Source organism: Rhizobium sp. AN68 (genome assembly GCF_030758035.1).
Classification (GTDB): domain Bacteria; phylum Pseudomonadota; class Alphaproteobacteria; order Rhizobiales; family Rhizobiaceae; genus Agrobacterium; species Agrobacterium tumefaciens.
Window position 1 is genome coordinate 421,584 of sequence record NZ_JARWMI010000002.1, and the last position, 15,325, is coordinate 436,908.

Sequence of the window (15,325 nt, forward strand, 5' to 3'; positions counted from 1 at the left end):
TAATTTTGGCTGGAGATGCGCGATGCAGAGATCGACATTGTGGCTCATGCTTGGGGTTTTTAGTCTTTTACCCACCATTGCAGCCGCCGACGACACCCAACCGCCTACACTCGAAACCATTGCCAGAACCGGCACCATCCGACTCGGCTTTGCCGACAGAAATCTTCCCTTTTCCTATATGGGAATTGGTCCGGAGCCGATCGGTTACAGCATCGAACTTTGCCTGAAGGTGGCGGATTCCATCAAGAAGAAGTTGGGCCTGCCGGAATTGAAAATCGATTTCGTCAAGCGCACCCCCAGCAACCGCATCACGCTTCTCAATGACGGCACAATCGACATGGAATGCGTGGCGAGCACGAATACGGAGGAAAGACGCAAGGCAGTGTGGTTTTCCTACAGCCACTTCATCACCGGCACGCGTTATGTCGCCCTGAAATCAAGCAACATGACAAGCGTCAGCGATCTTGCCGGGCGAACCGTGGTGGTGACGACGGGAACGATCAATATCAGTCAGCTGAATGTGCTTAACCGCAAACTGGGACTGAACATCGCCGTCCTGCAAAATGACAGTACGGAAGGCAGTTTCGACATGGTGACGGAAGATCGAGCCTCGGCCTTCGTCATGGACGATATTCTTCTGAGGTCCTTCGTCGCTGAAACGGGCAAGCCAGAAGACTATTCCATCTCGAACGAATATCTCGCCCCACCACAACCCTATGGCCTGATGCTCCGACGGGGCGACACCGCCTTCAAGAACGCCGTCAACGAAGCCCTTGGGAAAATTTATGCAAGCGGCGAAATCAACGCGATCTACGACAAGTGGTTCAACGCGCCGATCCCGCCGAACGGCATAAACCTCAAGCGCCCGCTTCCCGACGATCTGGCCGAGGCATTTAGAATGCCGGTCGATACGACGGCCGAGTAAAGAAAAACGCCGCCCTGCAAGGGGCGGCGGTATTCGGACAAACCATCACGCGGCGCGCAGGTCGGCGCTCAACGGTATCTCGACATCGATCTCCAGTATGGAGACGTGCTCGTCACGATCCATCTTCACATGCACCCGATCGTTATCGATCTGCACATGCTTGGCGATGACGGCGAGAATTTCTTCCCGGAGGACGGCGACGAGATCGGTTCCCGACGACGCCCTTTCGTGGGCAAGCAGCACCTGCAGTCGCTCGCGCGCAAGCGGTGCCGACTTTTGTTTACGGAACAGGCCGAAAATGCTCATGCAGCCCTCCTAGCAAAGATCTTGGAGAAGATACCCCGCTTTTCGCCCGGAATGACCACCGGAATGTCCTCGCCTGACAGGCGGCGGGCAGCGTCGAAGTAAGCCATGGCAGGTGCACAACGGGCATCCGCGAGCGTAACCGGTGCACCGACGTTGGAAGCACGCAGCACATCCGTGCTTTCGGGAATGATACCGAGCAGCGGAATGGAGAGGATTTCCAGAACGTCGTCGACCTTCAGCATGTCGCCGCGCTCGGCACGGGCCGAATCGTAGCGCGTCAGAAGCAGGTGCTTTTCCATGCGCTCGCCGCGCTCGGCCTTCAGCGTCTTGGAATCGAGCAGGCCGATGATGCGGTCACTGTCACGCACCGAGGAGACTTCCGGATTGGTGACCACGACGGCCACATCCGCATGGCGCATGGCCAACGTCGCTCCGCGTTCGATACCGGCCGGGCTGTCGCAGATGACCCAGCCGAAATGTTTCTTCAACTCGGCGATGACCCATTCCACGCCTTCCGGCGTCAGATTGTCCTTGTCGCGTGTCTGTGAGGCGGGCAGCAGGAACAGCGTCTCGAGGCGCTTGTCGCGGATCAGCGCCTGCGTCAGCTTGGCATCGCCCTGGATGACGTTGACGAGATCGTAAACCACCCGGCGTTCAGCACCCATGACGAGATCGAGGTTACGCAGTCCGACGTCAAAATCGACAACCACGACCTTCTGCTTGTTCTGCGCCAATGCGGCGCCAAGCGCTGCGGTCGAGGTGGTCTTGCCAACCCCGCCCTTGCCGGAAGTAACAACGACTACCTTCCCCATACGGCTCTCCTGTTCCTGTGTTGTTTTCTCTATGTCGTCAGCCAAGTTTTTCGGCCTTTATCGTATCGTTTTCCAGCCACAGCTGAACGGGCTGGCCGCGCAGCTTGTCGTCAATGTCCTCGGCAACCTTGTAGACGCCGTCGATTGCCAGTAGCTCCGCTTCCAGCTTGCGGCAGAAGATGCGCGCCGAAACATTGCCAAGCGAACCGGCCATGGCGCGACCGCGCAACGCCCCGTAAATGTGCACCGACCCGCCCGCGATGATTTCCGCACCCGAGGCGACCGAACCGATGACGGTCACATCGCCTTCGGGGAACATGATCGACTGGCCGGAGCGCACCGGCTCGTTGATGACCAGCGACTGGACCACGGCCCGAACCTCGCCCGAAGCGCGCGGCTTTTCTTCCGGCAATTCGGCAGCGATGGCGACGGGCTCGACCTCGACATCTGAAGCGGGCTTTCCGCCCTTCAGCGACGGCGGCATGCCCGGCTCGATCATCGAGGGGCGAACACCTTCGATCCCCATGATGCCGACATTACGTTCCGTCAGCGCTGCCAGCAGAGCCTTCAGCCCTGCCTTGTCCAGCGACAGCTCAGACGCATCCAGAACCACCGGACGCGACAGGAAGAACCCGGCCGAACGTGCAGCAAGATCATCCAGCCGCTCCAGCCATTGATCGAGCGGAGCTTCAGGGGACAGAACGACCGCGAGGAAGGAGCGGCCTTTGATACGGATCGAACGCTGGTCTGTTAGCACTTTGGTCATCTTGGTAAACAAATCGTTGACAATTAGGTACCTCGAATATGGTTAACAAATGGTTAACAACACCCCTTAAACGACGGTTTCGTTAAGAGAATTCCGCTGCGAAAAATCTCATGCACAACATTCATAAGCTCCGTTTAGCTTTTGATTTTGCGAACTTTGACTGCTTTCGAAAACTCACAATAGCAGTTGATCCTTGCTGCAACCTGACGCCCGCATGACCGCATGCGGACGCCGCCTCCCCTGCCTGACCATGCCCCGAGTCGCAGTCCGTGCAAACTGTCCGATTCCGGCACGATGTTCGCCACTGGCGGATGGGTCGCCATTTGCTTGATGAGCGGAAAAACGATTCCGTTATGCCTGCCGATGCTATAGACACGGGGCCAACCCGACACATCCAACGGAAGAATGCGATGCACAGCAAAGTCCCGGCGACCGCCCAGATCTCCTCGCGCGAATATGGCGCCTTCCTGTTCGACATGGATGGAACGCTGCTGAATTCCATTGCGGTGGTGGAGCGGGTCTGGCGCGAATGGGCCGTAGACAACGGGATAGAGCCGGAGGCTTTCCTGCAGCGCATCCATGGCATGCGCGCATCCGAGGTTGTGCGTCGCGAGGCAGTTCCCGGCCTCGATATCCAGGAACAGGCGGATATGCTTTTGCAAAAGGAAATGGACGATGTTGACGGCATCCTCCAGATTCCGCAGGCAGCCGCATTTCTTGAGAAATTGCCGGCCGGAAAATGGGCTATCGTCACCTCCGCCGCCCGCGCCCTTGCCGAACTCCGGTTGGCTGCGGCAGGCCTCACCCCGCCTCCAGTGATGATCTGTGCCGAGGACGTTGTGAACGGCAAGCCTGACCCGGAGGGTTACAGAAAGGCTGCTGCGAAGCTCGGCGTCGCACCTGAAGACTGCGTCGTCTTCGAAGATGCGCCCGCCGGCATTCTGGCGGGGGAAAGCATGGGCGCAACTGTGGTGGTCATTAACGCCACTCATTCGCATCCCATCGAAACGCCGCACCTTTCGATCGGTGGGTACGGTGAGCTGGACGTCACTATCGGCGACGGCGGCGGCTTGAAGCTCACAAGTAACAAGGGCTGAAAAGCCAACCCAAACATGCGGTGTCATCCTCGGGTCTGTCCCGAGGATCAATCACGTTTCGTAAAATCCAATCCATTGCGCCGAGCCTGCCGCACCGGTCCCCAGTCTTTCGCCGTGTAGTTTTCCTCTAGTGGCCAATTGACAGCACCGCATAAATCCTACCTAATAAAATTGGTAAGACCATCTTACCGCTTGCGCGAAGGGGGGAGACTTTCGCGCTGGGAGGACATCATGTTTGTGGCTCTGGAGCCGCGCCGCCTCTACAGGCTGGTCGCGGAACAAATTCGCTTGCTTATCGAGAGCGGGGAACTGACGGACGGTCAGCGCCTGCCGGCGGAACGCGATCTGGCGGAACGTTTTGGCGTGTCCCGCCCGACGGTGCGGGAAGCACTGATCGTTCTGGAAGTGGAAGGCCATATCCATATCCGCATGGGTTCGGGCGTGTATGTGAACACGTCCCGCACGGCTAACAAGGCAAAGTCGCCCGTACAGGACGCGCACGGCCCATTCGAAATCCTGCAGGCGCGCTGCATCATTGAAAGCGCTATTGCCGAGGAGGCCGCGCGGCTTGCCACGTCTGAATGCATCGCCAGGCTGGACGACATCATCGAACGCATGGCCGGGGCGCTCGACAATTCGCCGCAGGCCCTCAACCTGGACCGCGCCTTCCACACCGCCATTGCCGACATCATCGGCAACTCGGCGCTGAACCGCTTTACCGGCCTGATCTATGACGAGCGCAGCCTTTCGCCCTATTTCGAAAAGCTCGCCAGCTATTTCGAGGGTCCTCACACATGGATTCTTGCGGTTCAGGAACACCGGGTGATCCGCGACGCGATCGCGGCGAACGATCCGGAAGGCGCACGCGAGGCGATGCGCCAGCATCTGACGCTGTCGCAAAAGAGATTTTCCGAGAGTTTCGGGGAGGAAACGATCGGAGAAGAGTGACCGCGCCGCAACCGGCGACGGGAAAAACAGAAATCTGGCTTTAATTCGGGAGGAGTTAAGAATGAAAATCAGATTGTCGACTTTGATGGGCGCAACCGCTGCCATTTTGCTTTCGGCTTTGGCGGCACAGGCGCAAACAACGCTGAAATGGGCGCATGTCTACGAGACCTCCGAACCGTTTCACACGGATTCGGTCTGGGCTGCGGAAGAAATCGCCAAGCGCACCGACGGCCGCTACAAGGTGGATGTATTCCCCGCCTCGCAGCTAGGCAAGGAAGCGGATATCAACCAGGGCCTGAAGATCGGCACGGTGGATATCATCATCTCCGGCTCCAGTTTTGCCGCACGTGACTTCAAGCCGATCGGCGTCACCTATTTTCCATATATCTTCCGCGACCCGAGCCATCTGATCGCCTATACCAAGAGTGATATCTTCAAGCGTCTTGCCAAGGGTTACGAGGACAAGACCGGCAACCACATCGCCGCCGTCAGCTATTACGGCACGCGCCACACCACGTCGAACAAGCCGATTGCCAACTGCGCCGACATGGCGGGGCTGAAGATGCGTGTTCCCGACGTTCCGGCCTATCTCGCCATGCCACGCGCCTGCGGCGCCAACACGACGCCGATCGCATTCGCAGAAGTCTATCTGGCGCTTCAGAACGGCACGGTCGATGCACAGGAAAACCCGCTGACCACCATTGAGGCAAAGAAGTTCTTCGAAGTGCAGAAGAACATCGTGCTGACCGGCCACATCGTCGACCACCTCAACACGGTGATCTCGAAGAACCTGTGGTCCAAGCTTTCCGATGAAGACAAGAAAATCTTCACGGACGTCATGCAGGAAGCCGCCGTGCGGACCACGAAGACCATAGAAGGACGCGAAAAAAGCCTCGTGGAAGAGTTCAAGAAGCGTGGCCTGAACGTCGCAGAGGTGGACAAGGCGGACTTTGAGAAGAACGTCATGGAGAAGGTGAAGTTCGAGGACTTCGGTTACGACAAGGCCGACTGGGAAGCCATTCGCGCCGTCAAGTGAGCCAAGATCCGGTGCGGCCTTCGTTGCCGCACCGCCCTTTCTCTCCAGACGGGATATCTCAATGTCGCAGGAAATTCATACTCAGGTCACGCCTGAAGAACTCGCCCACACGTTTGAGGAGGCGCCGCCCGAAGTCGACCTGAAGGTCTACGCCTTCGAGGACTGGGTTACGCTTGGCCTTTTCTGGCTGATGACAGGTTGCGTGTTCCTTCAATTCTTTACCCGTTACGTGCTTAACGACAGCTATGCCTGGACGGAAGAAATCGCCGTCAACTGCCTGATTGGCGTGGTGTTTCTAGGTTCGGTCATGTGCGTGCGCATGTCACGCCACATTCAGGTGGATGTGCTTTATCACTACGTTCCGCCGCAGGTTGCCCGCGTCATGTCGATCCTTGTCGACGTGCTGCGCATCGTGTTCTTCGCCTACACCTCGTGGCTGATGTGGCGGTATCTGGAAATCGTCGCGGACGAGGAAATGGTCACCGTCGCCCTGCCACGCAACATCGTTTTCTATACGGTTCTGGCCGCTTTCGTCCTGATGTTCTTCCGTTCGGTGCAGGTCTTCATCGCCAATATGCAGCGTGGCTATTCCGTTCTGGAACGGCCGGAAGAATTCCAGAGCGCGGGGGATTGAACATATGCTTATTCTTATCGGCTCGTTTCTTCTGTTGATGCTGATCGGCCTGCCGGTCGCCATTTCAATGGCCACGGCATCGCTTCTCTACATCGTCTCGTATAATGTCGCGCCAGATATCATCGCGGCGCAGCGTCTGATTGCGGGCGTGGAAAGCTTCCCGCTTCTCGCCGTTCCCTTCTTCATCCTTGCCGGCAATCTCATGAACACGGCGGGGGTGACGGGACGCATCTATTCCTTTGCCGTGGCGTTGGTCGGCTGGATGAAAGGTGGTCTGGCACAGGTCAACATCATCGGCTCGGTAATCTTTTCCGGCATGTCCGGCACGGCCCTCGCCGACGCCGCCGGCATCGGCACCATCGAAATCAAGGCCATGAAGGATCATGGTTATCCGGTCGAAGCGGCCGTCGGCGTCACCGCCGCCTCCGCAACGCTCGGGCCGATCTTTCCGCCATCGTTGCCCTTCGTCATCTATGGCATGATGGCAAACGTCTCGATCGGCGCACTGTTCATGGCCGGCATCGTTCCGGGCGTCGTTATGACGCTTTTGATGATGATCACCGTTGCCGTTTTCGCCTACGTCAAGGGTTGGGGTTCCGATACGCCGTTCAACCTCAGAACCATCTTCGGCGCTTCGCTTGAAGTGCTCGTCGTCATGATGGTACCGCTCGGCATCTATCTCCTGACGCTGTTTGGCCTGTCGCTCAACCTGTCGATCCTGATCGTGCTGGTGGTCTTGCTTGCCTGCGACTGGTATTTCGACTTCTCTGCCGTGATGGCCCTGATGACGCCGGTGATCCTGATCGGCGGCATGACGATGGGCTGGTTCACGCCGACGGAGGCGGCTGTCGCGGCCGTGTTGTGGTCTCTGTTCCTCGGGCTTGTCCGTTACCGGACGATGACGTTCAAGTCGCTGGCAAAATCGACCTTCGACACGATAGAGACCACGGCATCGGTTCTCTTCATCGTTGCGGCGGCATCAATCTTCGCATGGCTTCTGACGGTCAGCCAGGCAGCACAGCTGCTATCGGCGGCGATCCTGACGATCACCGACAGCAAGTGGATTTTCCTCCTGCTGGTCAACCTGCTGATGCTGTTCGTCGGCTGCTTCCTAGACACGATTGCGGCAATCACCATCCTCGTGCCGATCCTGCTGCCGCTGGTGCTGCAGTTCAATATCGATCCGGTGCATTTCGGCCTCATCATCACCCTCAACCTGATGATAGGGCTGCTGCACCCGCCGCTCGGCATGGTGTTGTTCGTGCTCTCACGCGTGGCGAAACTCTCCGTCGAGCGCACGACCGTCGCCATTCTGCCATGGCTGGTGCCGCTGTTCGTGGCGCTGCTGCTGATCACCTTCATCCCGGCAATCACCTTGTGGCTGCCGACCGAGATGGGCCTGATCCGCTAATCGACGCACTGCCCGCGCGGCTAGCCGCGCGGGTTTCATTCATCCAATACACATACGATGAGAGGCACGGTGATGCAGACACGCGTGGCACGTCTATACGGCCGTGAAGATATCCGCGTCGAAACGCAGGACATGCAGGCGCCCGACCCCGGTGAAGTGCTGCTGACCATGGCGGCGGGCGGCATTTGCGGTTCCGATCTACATTATTATCAGGACGGCGGCTTCGGGCCTGTGCGGGTGCGCGAGCCGATCATCTGCGGCCACGAGGCATCGGGGCGGGTGCAGGCGCTGGGCGAAGGCGTCAGCGGGCTCGCACTCGGCCAGCTCGTCGCCGTCAATCCCTCGCAGCCTTGCGGCCATTGCCATTTCTGCCTGAAGGGCCAACCGATCCATTGCCTCGATATGCGCTTCATGGGCAGCGCCATGCGCCTGCCGCACGAACAGGGCATGTTCCGCGATCGGCTCGTGGTTCCCGCAAAACAATGCGCGACATTTTCAGACACCACTTCGCCCGCCGAAGCCGCCTGCGCCGAACCGCTTGCGGTCTGCCTGCATGCCGTCGCACAAGCGGGTGATATGACCGGCGCCAAGGTGCTGGTAACGGGCGCCGGGCCGATCGGCCTCTTGACGATTGCCGCCGCCCGCCATGCCGGTGCCGGCATCATTCTCGCCACCGACCTGACCGATGTGGCGCTGGAGCGCGCGCCCGCCATGGGGGCGGACCGCACCATCAATGTCGCGAAAAACGCAGAAGCACTTTTACCCTATCAGGACAATAAGGGCTATTTTGACGTCGTTTTCGATTGCTCCGCCGCGGCACCTGCGCTTCGCGCCGCCTTCGCCTGTGTACGTGCGCGCGGTACTGTCGTGCAGGTGGGCGTCACCGGTGACATAACCATTCCGCTCAATGCGCTGGTGGGCAAGGAAATCCTCTGGCGCGGCTCGCAGCGTTTCCACGATGAATTCGCCATTGCCGCCCGCCTGATCTCCACGCGCGGGATCGATGTGAGGCCGATCATTTCCCACAGCTTCCCGCTTGAAGAGGCGAAATCCGCATTCGAGCAGGCCGGAGACCGCTCCGCCGCCTGCAAGGTGCAGCTGACATTTTCCGAAGAATGATGTTTGAGGATAAAAAATGAGACATACATGGCGCTGGTTCGGCCCGGTGGACAAGGTCTCGGTTCAGGATGCGGCTCAGGCAGGGGCGGAAGGCATCGTAAGCGCGCTGCACCACATCGCCACCGGCGATGTCTGGCCGGTGGACGAGATCGCCAAACGGCATGAGGCGATCAAGGCCGGTGGGCTGTATTGGGACGTGGTGGAGAGCGTGCCGGTCTCCGAGGAGATCAAAACCCAGACGGGCGACTGGAAAAACCATATCGCCAACTGGCAGGAGACGCTGCGCCGCCTCTCCGCCACGGGCATTCGCACTGTCTGCTACAATTTCATGCCGGTGCTGGACTGGACCCGCACCGATCTGCGCTGGGAAACGAAGCACGGCGCAAAAGCCATGCGTTTTGACCTTTCCGATTTCGCCGCCTTCGACATTCACATTCTCAAACGCCCTGACGCAAAGGCCGATTATCCGGAGTGGCTGATCGAGGAAGCGGCAAAACGTTTCGCCGACATGCCGGATACGAAGATCGCCGCACTCGGACGTAATATCGGCGCGGGCCTGCCGGGTTCGGCGGATGGTTACACGCTCAGCCAACTTCTCGAAAAGCTGCGCTCATATCACGGCATAAACCGCGAAAAACTGCAGCGGAACCTGATCGATTTTCTGTCAGAAGTGACGCCGGTCGCGGAAGAGATCGGCATCAACATCTGCGCCCACGGCGACGATCCCCCATGGCCGCTGCTCGGCCTGCCGCGTATTCTTTCAACGGAGTCCGACTACGCCCATATGCTCTCGCAAGTCGACAGCCGGGCCAATGGCGTTACGCTCTGCACCGGCTCGCTCGGCGCGCGGGCGGATAACGACCTGCCCTTCATCGCCAGCCGTTTTGCAGACCGCATCCATTTCGTGCATCTGCGCAACGTCACGCGCGACACGGACACCGTGCCCTGCTCCTTCTTCGAGGACGAGCATCTGGAAGGTGGAACGGATATGGTCGCCGTTATCGCAGCACTTCTGTCGGAAGAATCCCGCCGTCGTGCGGAGGGCCGTGCAGACCACACCATTCCGATGCGGCCCGACCATGGCCAGGAAATCCTTGATGACCTGACGCGAGGGGCGCAGCCGGGTTATCCCGCCATCGGCCGATTGAAGGGGCTGGCAGAGCTTCGCGGCATCGAGCGCACGCTGTCGCATGGCCGTTTCGGATTGGCGAAGCAGGCGAATTAAGCCGACACGATTGGCCGCCGGCAGCCTCTTAGCTTGCGGTCAATCGCGTCCTGAATTGAAGATACGAAAAGGCGGCAAGCCCACCGGCAATGGCGCCAATGGCTTTCACAACTGCATCTGTCATATGCGGATGCCGTGTGGGCGACAGAAATTGCAGCGCCTCGATGCCGAAAGCCGCCACGACACCCGCGACAATGATGGCAAGCCAGTAACGCGGATAGGCCAGCACGAAGGCAGCCGAACAGAAGGCAAAGGCGGCGGCGCGGTCGATGCCGACGGTCGTCAGCGTATGGGGCCGAAGCCCGATCGGGCAAACTGTAACGATCACGATCAGCAGCAGAACCGACCAGGCGATGTATTTCGGAAGTCTATTTGTCATCATGGCGTCACAATAGAGCGCTGCGCGCATAAACGGAAGATCGTCTTTTTCTTCCACCGCCCAATAAATCACACTTTTTGGACAGATACTGCACAAACCGGCTTTCGCTGAAGCCTTACTCGGGCTAAGGCAGAGAGCAACCGGACAAGGATCGCGGCTGATGGCCTTTCAGGCTGTCGCCCTTCGGTCCGGTTTTACGGTATCGGGTGGATTTTCCACACAGGATCAGATTTTCAGGGAAGAGCACAATGAGTTTCAAGCCGCACGGCAAACATCTGGTTGCAGGAGAATGGGTCGCCACGGAAGCGAAATTCCGCAGCGAGCCTGCACATGGCGAAGCTTTCGATTTTTCGGTCGGCACCGTCGATCTGGTGAATGCGGCCGCAGAAGCAGCCGAAGAGGCTTTCTGGAGCTACGGATACACGACCCGCGAAGAGCGCGCCGCATTCCTCGACACCATCGCCGATGAGATCGAGGCCCGCGCCGACGACATCACTGAAATCGGCACGTCCGAGACCGGCCTGCCCGCAGGACGCCTGCAGGGTGAACGCGGCCGCACCACCGGACAGCTTCGCCTTTTCGCATCGCATATCCGCAAGGGCGACTATCTCGACCGCCGCCACGACGAAGCGCTTCCGGACCGCCAGCCGCTGCCGCGCCCGGATATCCGTCTGATGCAGCGTCCGATCGGCCCCGTTGCGGTCTTCGGTGCTTCCAACTTCCCGCTCGCCTTCTCGACCGCCGGTGGTGATACCGCCGCCGCTCTCGCAGCCGGCTGCCCGGTTGTGGTCAAGGGCCATTCCGCCCATCCCGGCACCGGTGAAATTATTGCCGAGGCCGTTCTCGCCGCCGTCAAGAAGCACAATCTGCATCCCGGCGTCTTCTCGCTGATCCAGGGCGGCCGCCGCGATGTCGGTTCCGCGCTCGTCCAGCATCCGCGCATCAAGGCAGTCGGTTTCACCGGCTCGCTCGCCGGTGGCCGCGCACTGTTCGATCTCTGCGCCCAGCGTCCGGAACCGATCCCGTTCTTCGGCGAACTCGGTTCCGTCAACCCGATGTTCCTGCTGCCGGAAGCCGTTTCCGCGCGCGGTGAAGCCATCGCCAAGGGCTGGGCAGGTTCGCTCACCATGGGTGCTGGACAGTTCTGCACCAATCCCGGCATTGCCGTGGTGCTTGCCTCGCAGGCGGATGCTGTGTCGGAAACCGCACGGGCGGCCCTTTCCGAAGTCGGCCCGCAGGTCATGCTGACCGACGGTATCGCCGCTGCCTATCGTGACGGTCGCGACCGCATCGCAGCCGGTAACGGCGTGCGCGACGTTTTGACCACCACCTGCGATCTACGTAACGCAACGCCTTACCTGTTCCGCGTTTCGGGCAAGGACTGGGTTGCCAACCACGCGCTCGCCGAAGAAGTCTTCGGACCGCTCGGCCTGATCGTGACGGTCGACAGCGCTGAAGAAATGATCGAAGTGGCAAAGAGCTTCGAAGGTCAGCTGACAGCGACCATGCATCTTGACGCAGGTGACGCCGAACTCGGCCGCAAGCTGCTGCCGATCCTCGAGCGCAAGGCCGGCCGCGTTCTCGCCAACGGCTTCCCGACCGGCGTTGAAGTCTCCGAAGCCATGGTTCACGGCGGCCCCTACCCGGCTTCCACGAACTTCGGCGCGACCTCGGTCGGTACCATGTCGATCCGCCGCTTCACGCGCCCTGTTTCCTACCAGAATATTCCTTCGGACGTTCTGCCGCAGGATATCCGCTGATCAAAAAAAATGGGGAGGGCGCTCCTGCGCCCTCCCCATTCACAATAGTGCTTCGGTATCAGGCCGACTGGATCGCCTGTATTTTCTCGATACCGCCGACAGTGCCGGCAAAATCCTGCCAGACGCCCTGCGCCCCCTTGCGCCACTCATCCAATGCTTCCGGCTGCAACACCTTGCCGCCCTTCGAAATCGCAAGCTCCACAGATTTCGCCTCGTCCTCAACGATCAGCTGGTTGAAATAGAGCGCGCCTTCGCTTGATGCTTCGGTGAGGGCCTTCTTCTCTTCGTCATCGAGCTGGTTCCAGAAAGCCGCACCATAATAAACCACGCCCGATGCCCAGATATGGCCGGTCTCGGTCATGTAGGGCACAACCTCGTAAAGCTTGAACCCGGCATAGGCGGACTTCGTCAGATCCATGGCGTCGGCTACGCCGGTTGACAGTGCATTATAGGTCTCGGTGATGGGAATGCCGACCGGCGTGGTGCCGAAGGCGCTCCACAGCTTGGTGTGCAGCGGGCTCTGGATGACGCGGATCTTCTTGCCGTTGAGCTGCTCTGGCCGGGTTACCGGCTCCTTGGTCAGGAGATGGCGCGCACCGTAATTGATGAAGTCTACGGCCACGAATTGCTGCGCGCCGAGCTTGGTCTTCAGCTCGCTGCCGGTCTCGCCCGTCACCACCTTGCGCACATGGTCTGCATCGCGGAACAGGAAGGGCAGATCGAGGATTTGCAGTTCCGGCACCCAGCCGGAGAGCGAAGAGACCGTGGAAAGGCTCGCCTGAACCGATCCGAGACGGATATTTTCCGCCACTTCCTTTTCGCCGCCCAGCGCACCGCTCTTGACGATGTTGAAGCGGAAACGGCCGGGCAGCTTTGCCTCCACCAGCTCGCTGATCTTCACCCAGATTTTCGTCTCCGGCTTGTCGTCCGCGAACAGGGAGGCGACCGTAATGTTGCGGGTCCTGGCATTTGCGTTGCGCACGAAGGCGGGCGTGGCAAGTGCTGCCGCACCCGCAGCGGAGAGTTTCAGGAGATTGCGACGATCGATAATAGTCATGAATAAAACCCCGGATTTAGAAGACAATGGCCCAGGCGCACAGAATGGCGAGGGAAACGAGAAGGGATAGGAGATAGGGAACGACGGCCTGGAATAGCGCTGTCGCCGGAATGCGGGTGACACCGCTGACGACGAAGATCAGCATGCCGAGCGGTGGTGTGAGGCCATGGATCATCAGGTTGACCACGAGAATGACGCCGAAATGGATGGGATCGATGCCGGCCGCAACGGCCGCGGGCAACAGGATCGGTCCAAACAGCAGGATGGCCGCACCGATATCCAGCACCAGCCCCACCACGAGCAGGATGAGGTTGGAAAGCAGAAGCACCGCGATCTTGCTGCCGCCAAGCAATGTCACGAAATCCGTGACGAGGCCGGAGACGTTATCGACCGCCAGAAGAAAGGCGAAGGGGCCTGCCGTGCCGATAAGGAGACCGATGGCCGCCGCCTCACCGGCTGATTGCCGGAAAGTTGCGAAGATCTGCCCCGCGCCCAGCCGGTACCCGAAGCCGAGAAGCAGCGTGTAGAGTGCGGCAAGTGCGGCCGCCTCCGTGGTGGTGACGACGCCGATGCGGATGCCGACTACCACGATAACGCCGAGACCGAAGGCGGGTATGGCGGCGATAGCCGAGCGCCAGCGTTCCGTGCCCGTGGCGCGCGGCAGGGTATCGACGCTGCGCACGCTCCAATGGATAGCCACCGCAAGGCAGATCGCCATCAGCCCGCCGGCGAAAAAGCCGCCGACCAGCAACGAGCCCACCGACAGGTTGGTAGCCGTTGCGAGGATGAGAAAGGCAATGGAGGGCGGGATGACATTGTCGAGCACCGACGTTGCAGCAATGATCGCGCCCGCCTGCGCCGGCGGATAGCCGTGTTTGACCAGTTCCGGCTGGAACGTTGAAGCGCCGAAGGCGGCGTTGGCGACAGAGGAACCGGATGCGCCGGAAAACAGCACGCTGGTCAACAGCGTCGTCTGCGCCAGCCCTGCCCGGCGGTGTCCAACCATGGAGGCGGCGAACCGAACCAGCTGGTTGGCAACCCCCGATTCCGTCAGCAGGCTTCCGGCCAGCAGAAAGAAGGGGATGGCGAGCAGCAGGAATTTCGACATGCCTGTTACCGTTGAGGAAACGATGGCCGGCTCCGGCAAGGTACTGCCGAAGGCGATCGCCACATAGGCTGCTGCGAGAAAGGCATGGGCGAGCGGTGCTGCCAGCACCAGCCCCACCGCCGCCGTAAGTGCCAGAAACAGGCTGGGCGGCAGGCTCGTATCAACGAAGACTTCCGGCAGGCCGACATAGGCCGCAATTGCAATGGTGAGAGACGCTAGAAAGGCAAATGTCTTGCCCTCACTGACACGCTGAAGCGCCAGGTAAAGAAGGATCAATGCGCCGCCTGCACCCAGAAAGCCAAAACGCACCCATTCCGGCAGACCGAGCGTCGGAGACGTACCGCCCAGCATCGCCGCGATTTCAACCCCACCGAAGGCGAGGATCAGTGCTGCGATGAAGGAGAAGGCATCCGCCAGAACTTCGGTGGCGGCATGGAACCGCTCAGGCAAAAACCGCACGAAAACATCGAGCCGCATGGCAAGCGCGCTTTTGAGACTGAGCGGCGCGCCGACCGCGATCATCGCCACATGCAGCCAGATGCCGAGATCTTCCGCACCGATGAAGCCGGTGTGAAACAGATAACGCAGGGTGACATTGACCAGCACCACCACGAGAAGAGTCGCAAGGATTGCGGCGGCGACCGCGCCAAGCGCCTTGTCCAGAACGGCAAGCGCCCGCTCCGCCGCACGCTGAGGGCCGATGCGCCATTGTGCAATCGTTGTTGCCGGACCAGCCGTCATG

General features: G+C 60.0%; 15 protein-coding genes. 9 read left to right on the plus strand and 6 right to left on the minus strand.

The genetic code is table 11. The features are described 5' to 3' along the window. Positions 1-22: 22 nt before the first annotated feature. The gene (locus tag RBH71_RS05385) at positions 23-925 is read left to right on the plus strand and encodes an amino acid ABC transporter substrate-binding protein (protein WP_097100189.1); all 903 of its coding nucleotides are present in this window, start codon (positions 23-25) and stop codon (positions 923-925) included. A gap of 45 nt (positions 926-970) precedes the next feature. Here RBH71_RS05385 and minE read toward each other — a convergent pair whose 3' ends face one another. From minE to minC, 3 genes are read right to left on the minus strand one after another with little or no spacing between them, the layout of a single operon-like run. Then, positions 971-1,231: a cell division topological specificity factor MinE gene (gene minE, locus RBH71_RS05390; RefSeq protein WP_003510750.1), complete on the minus strand. Its 261-nt coding sequence runs from the start codon at positions 1,229-1,231 to the stop codon at positions 971-973. Next, positions 1,228-2,043 carry a septum site-determining protein MinD gene (gene minD, locus RBH71_RS05395; protein WP_323687194.1) on the minus strand — a complete coding sequence of 272 codons (816 nt, stop codon included), beginning with the start codon at positions 2,041-2,043 and terminating at the stop codon, positions 1,228-1,230. The genes minE and minD overlap by 4 nt, the downstream gene beginning before the upstream one ends. Before the next feature lie 37 nt (positions 2,044-2,080). Beyond that, complete coding sequence (gene minC / locus RBH71_RS05400; protein WP_003510754.1) at positions 2,081-2,809, minus strand: septum site-determining protein MinC; 729 nt, start codon at positions 2,807-2,809, stop codon at positions 2,081-2,083. A 410-nt stretch (positions 2,810-3,219) separates the two neighbouring features. Between minC and RBH71_RS05405 the strand changes: the two genes are divergently transcribed. The 7 genes from RBH71_RS05405 (at position 3,220) to uxuA (ending at position 10,279) form a co-directional block, all read left to right on the plus strand. After that, positions 3,220-3,906 carry an HAD family hydrolase gene (locus RBH71_RS05405; RefSeq protein WP_076845894.1) on the plus strand — a complete coding sequence of 229 codons (687 nt, stop codon included), beginning with the start codon at positions 3,220-3,222 and terminating at the stop codon, positions 3,904-3,906. Between the two features lie 231 nt (positions 3,907-4,137). Next, on the plus strand, positions 4,138-4,854 hold the full coding sequence (locus tag RBH71_RS05410; protein ID WP_038493956.1) for a FadR/GntR family transcriptional regulator: 717 nt from the start codon (positions 4,138-4,140) through the stop codon (positions 4,852-4,854). A 61-nt stretch (positions 4,855-4,915) separates the two neighbouring features. Beyond that, positions 4,916-5,890, plus strand: coding sequence for a sialic acid TRAP transporter substrate-binding protein SiaP (locus RBH71_RS05415; protein WP_013761518.1), 975 nt, complete (start codon positions 4,916-4,918; stop codon positions 5,888-5,890). 61 nt (positions 5,891-5,951) lie between these two features. Beyond that, entirely contained in the window at positions 5,952-6,524 is a 573-nt protein-coding gene (locus tag RBH71_RS05420) for a TRAP transporter small permease (RefSeq protein WP_111802578.1), read from the plus strand. A 4-nt stretch (positions 6,525-6,528) separates the two neighbouring features. Beyond that, positions 6,529-7,935 (plus strand): TRAP transporter large permease, encoded by a 1,407-nt coding sequence (locus tag RBH71_RS05425; RefSeq protein WP_003510762.1) that lies wholly within the window; start codon positions 6,529-6,531, stop codon positions 7,933-7,935. Between the two features lie 72 nt (positions 7,936-8,007). Continuing rightward, the gene (locus RBH71_RS05430) at positions 8,008-9,054 is read left to right on the plus strand and encodes an L-idonate 5-dehydrogenase (protein ID WP_111802579.1); all 1,047 of its coding nucleotides are present in this window, start codon (positions 8,008-8,010) and stop codon (positions 9,052-9,054) included. A gap of 16 nt (positions 9,055-9,070) precedes the next feature. Further along, positions 9,071-10,279, plus strand: coding sequence for a mannonate dehydratase (uxuA, locus tag RBH71_RS05435; RefSeq protein ID WP_111802580.1), 1,209 nt, complete (start codon positions 9,071-9,073; stop codon positions 10,277-10,279). A gap of 28 nt (positions 10,280-10,307) precedes the next feature. Here uxuA and RBH71_RS05440 read toward each other — a convergent pair whose 3' ends face one another. Beyond that, positions 10,308-10,661, minus strand: coding sequence for an antibiotic resistance protein VanZ (locus RBH71_RS05440; RefSeq protein ID WP_013761522.1), 354 nt, complete (start codon positions 10,659-10,661; stop codon positions 10,308-10,310). A 245-nt stretch (positions 10,662-10,906) separates the two neighbouring features. Between RBH71_RS05440 and RBH71_RS05445 the strand changes: the two genes are divergently transcribed. Continuing rightward, the gene (locus tag RBH71_RS05445; RefSeq protein WP_003510766.1) at positions 10,907-12,418 is read left to right on the plus strand and encodes an aldehyde dehydrogenase (NADP(+)); all 1,512 of its coding nucleotides are present in this window, start codon (positions 10,907-10,909) and stop codon (positions 12,416-12,418) included. A gap of 58 nt (positions 12,419-12,476) precedes the next feature. Here RBH71_RS05445 and RBH71_RS05450 read toward each other — a convergent pair whose 3' ends face one another. Together RBH71_RS05450 and RBH71_RS05455 are read right to left on the minus strand one after the other, a co-directional pair. Next, positions 12,477-13,475, minus strand: coding sequence for a TRAP transporter substrate-binding protein (locus RBH71_RS05450; protein WP_003510767.1), 999 nt, complete (start codon positions 13,473-13,475; stop codon positions 12,477-12,479). 16 nt (positions 13,476-13,491) lie between these two features. Then, positions 13,492-15,324 (minus strand): TRAP transporter large permease subunit, encoded by a 1,833-nt coding sequence (locus RBH71_RS05455; protein ID WP_323687195.1) that lies wholly within the window; start codon positions 15,322-15,324, stop codon positions 13,492-13,494. Between the last annotated feature and the right edge of the window lies 1 nt (position 15,325).

Excerpts from the sequence above, each read along its gene's own strand:
- RBH71_RS05385 (WP_097100189.1), top strand. The coding sequence starts at position 23 with ATGCAGAGATCGACATTGTGGCTCATGCTTGGGGTTTTTAGTCTTTTA.
- minE (WP_003510750.1), bottom strand. The coding sequence starts at position 1,231 with ATGAGCATTTTCGGCCTGTTCCGTAAACAAAAGTCGGCACCGCTTGCG.
- minD (WP_323687194.1), bottom strand. The coding sequence starts at position 2,043 with ATGGGGAAGGTAGTCGTTGTTACTTCCGGCAAGGGCGGGGTTGGCAAG.
- minC (WP_003510754.1), bottom strand. The coding sequence starts at position 2,809 with ATGACCAAAGTGCTAACAGACCAGCGTTCGATCCGTATCAAAGGCCGC.
- RBH71_RS05405 (WP_076845894.1), top strand. The coding sequence starts at position 3,220 with ATGCACAGCAAAGTCCCGGCGACCGCCCAGATCTCCTCGCGCGAATAT.
- RBH71_RS05410 (WP_038493956.1), top strand. The coding sequence starts at position 4,138 with ATGTTTGTGGCTCTGGAGCCGCGCCGCCTCTACAGGCTGGTCGCGGAA.
- RBH71_RS05415 (WP_013761518.1), top strand. The coding sequence starts at position 4,916 with ATGAAAATCAGATTGTCGACTTTGATGGGCGCAACCGCTGCCATTTTG.
- RBH71_RS05420 (WP_111802578.1), top strand. The coding sequence starts at position 5,952 with ATGTCGCAGGAAATTCATACTCAGGTCACGCCTGAAGAACTCGCCCAC.
- RBH71_RS05425 (WP_003510762.1), top strand. The coding sequence starts at position 6,529 with ATGCTTATTCTTATCGGCTCGTTTCTTCTGTTGATGCTGATCGGCCTG.
- RBH71_RS05430 (WP_111802579.1), top strand. The coding sequence starts at position 8,008 with ATGCAGACACGCGTGGCACGTCTATACGGCCGTGAAGATATCCGCGTC.
- uxuA (WP_111802580.1), top strand. The coding sequence starts at position 9,071 with ATGAGACATACATGGCGCTGGTTCGGCCCGGTGGACAAGGTCTCGGTT.
- RBH71_RS05440 (WP_013761522.1), bottom strand. The coding sequence starts at position 10,661 with ATGATGACAAATAGACTTCCGAAATACATCGCCTGGTCGGTTCTGCTG.
- RBH71_RS05445 (WP_003510766.1), top strand. The coding sequence starts at position 10,907 with ATGAGTTTCAAGCCGCACGGCAAACATCTGGTTGCAGGAGAATGGGTC.
- RBH71_RS05450 (WP_003510767.1), bottom strand. The coding sequence starts at position 13,475 with ATGACTATTATCGATCGTCGCAATCTCCTGAAACTCTCCGCTGCGGGT.
- RBH71_RS05455 (WP_323687195.1), bottom strand. The coding sequence starts at position 15,324 with ATGACGGCTGGTCCGGCAACAACGATTGCACAATGGCGCATCGGCCCT.